We start from the raw sequence: 7,110 nt of genomic DNA on the forward strand, positions 1-7,110 counted from the left end.
GGACAACAAAGGAATTAAAGAAAACGAGCACCTTTCACTGATGATACCTAGGAGTGTCAAAGATTTAAAGTTACTCCTGATGGAAGGATCGGTTGTCAGAACTATTCAACCAAAAGGAGTTCAAGTTGAAAATGAGTTTTATTACAGTAGAGAATTAATTGAATTAAAAAATGAATTAGAAAAGAACAATCTAAGTAGAGAGGTTCGCATAAGATTTGATACTTCTGACATGCGAGAGGTATATGTATACGATAGAAAAAACAATAAATACATTGCTGCTCAACAAACAGGAATGAAAAGAAAAGAAATAGATATTGAAAGACCTGTTCCGTTTATAAGACTTGAAATAATATCTAAAACATATAACCATAACAAAAATAAAGTGGATCCAACATTAAGGGCAGAGGTGAGACGAAATGTTGAACAATTGGAACAAGATAGTAAGAAAGAGGTGAACAGCTATAAAAAAAACATGGATAAAGAAAGAAAAAAAGCCTCTGATTACGTAGGAATAGCAATTGGCTCAGAAGATAATGATGTACCAGAAAATGAAGAAATTAAGATATTAAAAAAAGAAAGGTCTAATTCAAAAAAGAGTAAGGGAAAGAAAAACGGTAATACCAAGACGGAAACAAAGGAAGAAAGTACGTCTTTTGAAACTAAGGAAATTATAGTTTACCCAGAGGTTGATGAGTTGCCAACATACAATGTAAATTATAAAAAAGGGTAGGTAATACAATAATGACAAATTTTAAATACCTAAACGGCTTTCCAGCCGATATAAATGAGATCAGGAACAGAAAAGAACATGTAAAGAAAATTGTTGTTGAACATCCTAGATATAAGTATATCCGGGATACAATCGAAGAAATCCATCTCTTGTCCAATGGTTCTGTACAGGCGGATAACTTGTACCTTTATGGTGGCACAGGGGTAGGTAAATCAACCGTTTTGAAGGAATACGCAAGTATGTTTCCTCGCCGTTTAGTTGATGGGCAAACAAAAATCCCAATCTTATATTTTAGAGTACCTGTAGGTGCTACGCCAAAATCAGTTGCTTCTAGTATGCTTTTGGCAATGAAAGACCCTAATTATGACAAAGGAACTGAATCGAATCAGACCGAAAGGATTTTACATTTTGTTACAATGTGTGAAGTTGAAATGGTCATTATTGACGAATTTCAACATTTAATTGACAGAGAAACTAGGCATGTACTCAATAGAGCTTCAGATTGGGTAAAAAAGTTCTCTGAAGATGCAAATATTCCTATAATTCTTGCTGGAATGACGGAATCAAAAATTATATTTGACCATAATGAACAGCTTGATCGAAGGTTTACAGAGAAAAAAGAGATGAAGGGATTTAAGTTTTCTACTCAAGATGAACAATTGGAATTCCGTATATTTCTTAATACTATAGATGAGCAGCTTCCCTTTCCTCATCGTGCTAACTTAGCGGATATTAACCTGGCAGAAAAGTTTTTCTATGTATCAAATGGTAATCCTTATTATGTAAATAAAATATTGCAAGAGGCAACAGTTATTGCAGCTAAAAGTGGTAATGATATTATAGATCAAAATCACCTTTATACTGCTTTTAATAAGCTGAAAATATCCAAGAGGCCTAATATTTCAAATCCCTTTAAAGAAGAGAATTTTAATATTGGGGATGCTTTTGCTATTGAGGGGAGACTAAATAAAAATAAAACGGGTAATGCCTCTTAATCACAAGCGTTAAATTTGCAAGTTTTTTTGAAGGAATTGGTAGAGGAAGCTTTAATTTTAGCCAATTGCTAAAATGCAAATTACAAAAATTATTAATAAAATGACTTTAACAATTAAGTGACCCATTTTTTGGAGTCATTTCTTTGTGTAAAGAAGTCTAATTATAAATCCTCGCATTAATATCCTATAAACAATCTTTTTGGTAGGGAAAGCTCCTGTTCAGAAGACTTCATAACCATTTACTCAAAAGAATACTTGTATATTACATTAAAGCATCTTGAAGACATCTTGGGTTTTTCCAATAAAATATGAAAAAAACTTTAATGCAATAAAGAACACAACTCACTTTTCCAATAAATTATGATTAAAAAAATACAAAAAGTCCTAATATTACAAGGAGGGATTCCAAATAATTTTGAAAAATTATATTAATGTAATTTTGCTTAAACTTCCGGAATAGGTTCATTATTATATGGAATGATTTTCACATTTTTCCGGAACACAACTTTAAATTTCCGGAATGAATTTCGTTATTTTTTGGAATGGATGCTTTGTTTTTTCTAACTCGTTCCAATAGAGAAGGTTAACCTCGACTTTTTTAAATGAATTTTAATTTAGAGGTGTAATTTCTCGAAATCACTAAAAAATGTAAAATAATTCAACGCTTTTAGAATAAGAAAAATAAATCTGGGTAGGGGGAAATTAACAATTAAGGGGGGATTGTTTCTGAACAGATTATTGCTTTGTCCCGAGCCATATTTAGATGAAAGTTTTGGTGGATATATCTTAAGGTTAACTTCTCTGAATTTTTACGATAAACCCTCCTGGATTTATAAACTTGGGAATGAATCAACACAACGATTAGAATTCAATCCTTACAGTTTAGATCTTAACAAAACCTCCTTGGAAATATTAAGTGGATATTTACATACAAATAAAGAAAAATTGTATGCAATGTTATTACCCTTTAAAGGATTTTCTAAGTATTCTGTTGATTTAATGTTTAAATATATGACAAACAGTAGGAGTCCATATTTTAGTTCCCGGAATAGAATTTGTGTAGAGTGCATTAAGGAGTATGGATTCATAAAAAAATATTGGGATATTAAATTTGTCTCTGTATGTGTAGAACATTCTTGTTTTTTAATGGAGAAATGTCCTTTTTGTAAGAAGTATTTAGATTACTCGCGAAAATCGATTAGTATATGCAATTGTGGTTTTGATTTAACAAAATACAAAGGAAAGAGAAATATATCAAATCTTGATTTTGAGATAACAAAACTCATCATTCATTCTTGTGGTTTTAAGGCTTACGAAAATAAAGGAAATCCTTTGTATAATACTAACCTTGATGAAATTGTTGATTCTTTAATAATAGTATCTCGTATTTTTTTTACTAATAAATTCTCATTTAGCATAAAAACAAACCTGACCGAATTACATGAATTATTAAAGGACCCTTTACATTTTTTTCAAAACTGGCCAATTAATTGTAATTATTATTTTAATGATAAGTATCAAAATAAAATGAGTATTAATAATAAAAATCAAAGGGACGATGTTTTGGAAGATTATAATTATTATTTTAAAGGTTTAAATAAAATCAGATATCAACACGTTCAGATTTTAAGGGAAAGATATTTAGATTATCTTAAATGCCTGATGTGAAAAATTCACTTTCACCTAGAAGTCACAGTATGCCTTTTTTCACGGTGTTGGGTTATTTAAACAAGCTAAAAAATGCAAATTAAAATTCAGATTTTTTCTATGGCCACGTAAGACCATTTATCAGGGGAAATTGTGATAATTTTCAACGAAGGGGTGCAAGAGTACAGAAGCAACGCATTTGCGTTGCTTCTTAGCTTTGTTAGAAGTATTTCTGGTAGAACTCCTGTCTCAGTCTTCCACTTAATTGAGCATATATTCGAGTGGTTTCACTTTTCTCGTGGCCCAAAAGGCTTTGGATAACTTCAACTGGTGCTCCATTATTCAACAAGTGAGTAGCGTAGCTGTGTCTGAGTTGGTGAGGATGAATTTTTTTATCTATGCCTGCACGCGCTGAGATTTTCTTAATATAATACCTCATCTGTGCAATACTCATCCTGTGTGGCTGTCTCTCCGTTACAAAAATGGCCGGATCTTTATCCAGGCGGCAATCAATGTATCGCTTAAGCCATATTTCTGCCCGAATATTAAAATACACTTCACGTTCCTTGTCACCCTTTCCCCTGACGATGGCAGAGCGGTTAGACCAATTAATGCAATTGCGATTAAGTGCAGCGATTTCTCCGATTCTGCAGCCAGTAGAAAACATAAATTCGAATAGGGCCTTTTCCATAGGACTAAGACAGGCTTCACGTAAAAGTTCGATCTCCCTTTCTGATAGAAACTTTGGGATTCTTTTGCCGACTTTAGGTTCCTTGATCTTTGCAGCTGGATTAATGGTTAAAAGGCCTTCCTCGTGACACCAACGAAACAATGACTTCATAAACCGAATTCTGTGAGCCATACTCGAGGGTTTTAAGTCCTTGCCTTGAGTAACGAGATATTTCTTCAATCCTTCTGTATTGAAGGTATCAATAATTGGGTCCTTAAAATAACTTATGAGCAGCTTTGCCTGAATACCATATGCTTTTAAGGTATAGGAAGAGAACCCTTCAATACGTTTATCTGCTTCATAGGATTTCCAAGCAGTTGATAGTAACAAACAAATCCCTCCCATTAATTAGGATACTAGAAGGTATTCTTGCCAGTTTTATAGAAATTTAGACTTGGTGAAGAGAAATTATAAAATATCTAACAAACTTGGTTATTTAAACTAAGTCTTCTAATAAGCTAATTTATTGGAGGTGTTGAAATCGATATGGAAAAGTACAAATTAACATTACTAACAATTATTACACTTGTCTTATTGTATATAGCATTTATAATTTCAGACCCAGGCTTCGGAGTTGGATATTAGTGAATAGTTCCCAGACAGATCTCTCAACTCAAACTGGTGTTGTAAGAAGCAGGTTAATTAAATCATAAATGTGCAGTTTATGGTTTACAAATACAATGTTATTAAGAGTCTTAATTATGCCTGAAGTTCATATAAAATGATGATACAAACAAATCTTGTGATAAATCTAGTCCCCCAGATTTATCAGATATATGTAAGGAGTAAATATTTAATGAACAATCCAATTTAAAATCCCCTATTTAAGACAATATTCATTTCAGAAATTGGGGGACATAAAATGAACTTGAATAAAAACTTTTCTTTATTACTGTTGGGTCAATCACTCGCTAATATTGGCGATGTATTATATATGGTCAGTATCATTAGTACGATTTTTGTATTAACAGGCTCGGCAACCACTTCTTCATTTGTACCATTTACAATTACTTCTTCCATGTTTATATCTAGTCTGTTAACACCACTTTTGGTGGGGAAAGTAAATCTTAAATGGTTAATGGCTGGATTGCAAATCGGAAAGACTATTCTGCTTTTTATTCTGGGGTTTATGTTAGTTGGAGTTACAGCATCAAATTATTATTTGATTTTCTTAATCATAGGATTGATTGCTTTACTAGATGGATGTGCAAATCCAATAAGACAGACATTAATTCCATACTATGTTAATCCTAGTCAATTAATTAAAGCCAATGGACTAGCAGAGACTGTTACACAGATCATACAAGCAGTGATGTGGTTCATAGGGAGTTTATTCTTAATTATTATGAGCTCACAGCAACTGGTCTGGTTAGCAGGAGGTTTGTTTATCGTAGCAAGCATCTTGCTCAGTCTTTTAGAAAATGTAGCTGATAATAGAACTGAGGCAAAAGGGAAATTTGAACAGATTACAGAGGGATGGGTAACTTTATCTAACACTCCAGTATTAAGAAAAATCGCTTGGCTGGACCTATTTGAGACAATGGCAGGAACGGTTTGGATAGCAGCCATACTCCTTGTGTTCGTTAACGATGCTCTAAACATTGGTGGACAGTGGTGGGGATTTATCAATGGTGCCTACTTTTTGGGATTGATCTTAGGAAGTGTTTATTGTATTAACTATTCTTCAATCATTGAAAAGAAATTGGGGACCTTTATATTTATAGGTTCAATCCTAAGCTCCTTAGTAACATTATTATTTAGCATAAACAGCATACCACTCGTTGCACTCCTATTGTCGCTCTGTGCAGGGATTTTTGGACAAATTAAAGGCATACCTCAACAAACAGTGATACAAACCAGCGTTGCAAAAGAACATTTATCAACGGTTTATACATCGTTAGGAGCTATCGGTACGGGAATCTTTGGCGTTGGTTCTCTTGTTATGGGACTGTTAGCAGATTTACTGGGAATAAGAATCGTGTTTATGATCTCAGGAATACTGCTTGCAGTTGTCAGTTTAATTGTTTATAAAAGTAAGCACTTGTTTGTTAGGAATATAATCGAATTTGAATAATGAATGATAGAGTGGGACTGCGGATCATCTGTGTCCCATGCTTTTATATTTGTGCTTTAAGGGGCTGAAATTATGGAGGTAAAGAAATCACAAAGCAATTCTAATTTATTGGCAAGAATAAAAATTGTAAAAGGAGAAAACTTTGTAACTATAGAAGATACAAAAAGTCTGGCGGATCAAGAGCTAATCGAACTTATAACATATCTGATGGGACAGTCATTTATAAAGAACTGTAAAAATGTAAATATACTGGTTAATAGTAAATTTAACAAAGAAGTAGACTTTCTTTTAATAGAAAATGGGTTTAAGTTACATGATGAAAATGTTACTGTTCACAAGGTGTTAGATGATTCATCTAAGGTTAAAAACGGGTTCTTACTAAAGGATTTACACGAACTTTCGTTAGCAGAGTTTAAAAGGGTTTGGGAGGAATCTATGAAAGGATCATTAAATGCACCTTCTTCGCTAAATGTTGACGAACAAATGCGAAGTGTAGAGTTGGAATTAGGCCCCAACTATAAGAAATCTTGTATTATTGCTTATGATAAGGGAAATCCAATCGGAGTAATTATGCCCCATATAGAACCCGGGACTTCAGAAGAAGGAAGGATTTTTTATTTTGGAATCATTCCAAGCGAAAGAGGGAAGGGAATAAGCAAACTTCTTCATCAACAAGCATTAGAAATATTAAAAAATGACTTTATGGCCACCCATTATATTGGCTGCACTGGTCACAACAACCTTCCAATGCTTAAAACATTCCAGAATAACGGATGTACAGTTATAGAACGAAATAAGGTTTTCAAAAGGGAAAACTAAAAATTTGTGAAGAGTAAAGGGGAAAGTTGACCAGGGAGGGTTAATGTACTTTTTTGTTGAATTCCTTATTAAGCTGTAGAAGCAGGATAGCTTAAGAAAGATGAAACATTCAACC

6 protein-coding genes are annotated in these 7,110 nt (G+C 33.1%); 5 read left to right on the top strand and 1 reads right to left on the bottom strand.

Translation table 11 applies throughout. From position 1 onward, the window contains the following. From JCM21738_RS20375 to JCM21738_RS20385, 3 genes are all read left to right on the top strand, one after another. A partial coding sequence (locus JCM21738_RS20375) for a Mu transposase C-terminal domain-containing protein (protein ID WP_035210068.1) occupies positions 1-730 on the top strand: 730 nt, incomplete at its 5' end. An 11-nt stretch (positions 731-741) separates the two neighbouring features. Continuing rightward, complete coding sequence (locus tag JCM21738_RS20380) at positions 742-1,725, top strand: TniB family NTP-binding protein (RefSeq protein WP_023613826.1); 984 nt, start codon at positions 742-744, stop codon at positions 1,723-1,725. A 720-nt stretch (positions 1,726-2,445) separates the two neighbouring features. Then, entirely contained in the window at positions 2,446-3,393 is a 948-nt protein-coding gene (locus tag JCM21738_RS20385; protein WP_159101443.1) for a TniQ family protein, read from the top strand. A 199-nt stretch (positions 3,394-3,592) separates the two neighbouring features. Here JCM21738_RS20385 and JCM21738_RS20390 read toward each other — a convergent pair whose 3' ends face one another. Then, positions 3,593-4,432: a tyrosine-type recombinase/integrase gene (locus tag JCM21738_RS20390; protein ID WP_023613828.1), complete on the bottom strand. Its 840-nt coding sequence runs from the start codon at positions 4,430-4,432 to the stop codon at positions 3,593-3,595. Positions 4,433-4,964: 532 nt separating this feature from the next. Between JCM21738_RS20390 and JCM21738_RS20395 the strand changes: the two genes are divergently transcribed. Beyond that, complete coding sequence (locus JCM21738_RS20395) at positions 4,965-6,176, top strand: MFS transporter (RefSeq protein ID WP_023613829.1); 1,212 nt, start codon at positions 4,965-4,967, stop codon at positions 6,174-6,176. A 72-nt stretch (positions 6,177-6,248) separates the two neighbouring features. Beyond that, positions 6,249-6,995 carry a GNAT family N-acetyltransferase gene (locus JCM21738_RS20400; RefSeq protein ID WP_023613830.1) on the top strand — a complete coding sequence of 249 codons (747 nt, stop codon included), beginning with the start codon at positions 6,249-6,251 and terminating at the stop codon, positions 6,993-6,995. Positions 6,996-7,110: the final 115 nt, after the last annotated feature.

Origin of the sequence: Mesobacillus boroniphilus JCM 21738 (genome assembly GCF_000517385.1) — a bacterium.
Taxonomy (GTDB): domain Bacteria; phylum Bacillota; class Bacilli; order Bacillales; family Cytobacillaceae; genus Mesobacillus; species Mesobacillus boroniphilus.

Excerpts from the sequence above, each read along its gene's own strand:
- JCM21738_RS20395 (WP_023613829.1), top strand. The coding sequence starts at position 4,965 with ATGAACTTGAATAAAAACTTTTCTTTATTACTGTTGGGTCAATCACTC.
- JCM21738_RS20400 (WP_023613830.1), top strand. The coding sequence starts at position 6,249 with ATGGAGGTAAAGAAATCACAAAGCAATTCTAATTTATTGGCAAGAATA.
- JCM21738_RS20380 (WP_023613826.1), top strand. The coding sequence starts at position 742 with ATGACAAATTTTAAATACCTAAACGGCTTTCCAGCCGATATAAATGAG.